Annotated in this window: 1 rRNA gene; it reads right to left on the reverse strand. The window is 59.6% G+C overall.

The features are described from left to right. Positions 1–320 precede the first annotated feature (320 nt). Positions 321–371, reverse strand: a 16S ribosomal RNA gene (locus tag IF20_RS36940); the annotation flags it as partial.

A 371-nucleotide genomic window follows, 5' to 3' on the forward strand; every position in this document is an offset into this window, starting at 1 on the left:
ACTTGGCCACAGATGCTCGCGTCCACTGTGCAGTTCTCAAGCAACGACCAGCCACCCACCACCCCAACCGTTACCGGTCGAGTTCACTGGGGCCGGCGTGTGAAGGACAGCCATACGGCCGTGCCCTCAGACACCCAACAGCGTGCCCGACACATCCGACCAGCAACAGCGTTCCACGCTCCGAAGAGCAGTACTAGCGGCCACCAGACCGAATGTGCCGAGTAGTCAACGTTCCACCCATGAGCAACCAGCATCAGACACTCGCTGATGTACTGGCCTCTGAACCAGCCCCGAAGGACCGGCTTAGAAGTGCTCCTTAGAAAGGAGGTGATCCAGCCGCACCTTCCGGTACGGCTACCTTGTTACGACTT

The sequence above is a fragment of the Streptomyces niger genome, assembly GCF_000718305.1.
GTDB classification, from domain to species: Bacteria; Actinomycetota; Actinomycetes; order Streptomycetales; family Streptomycetaceae; genus Streptomyces; species Streptomyces niger.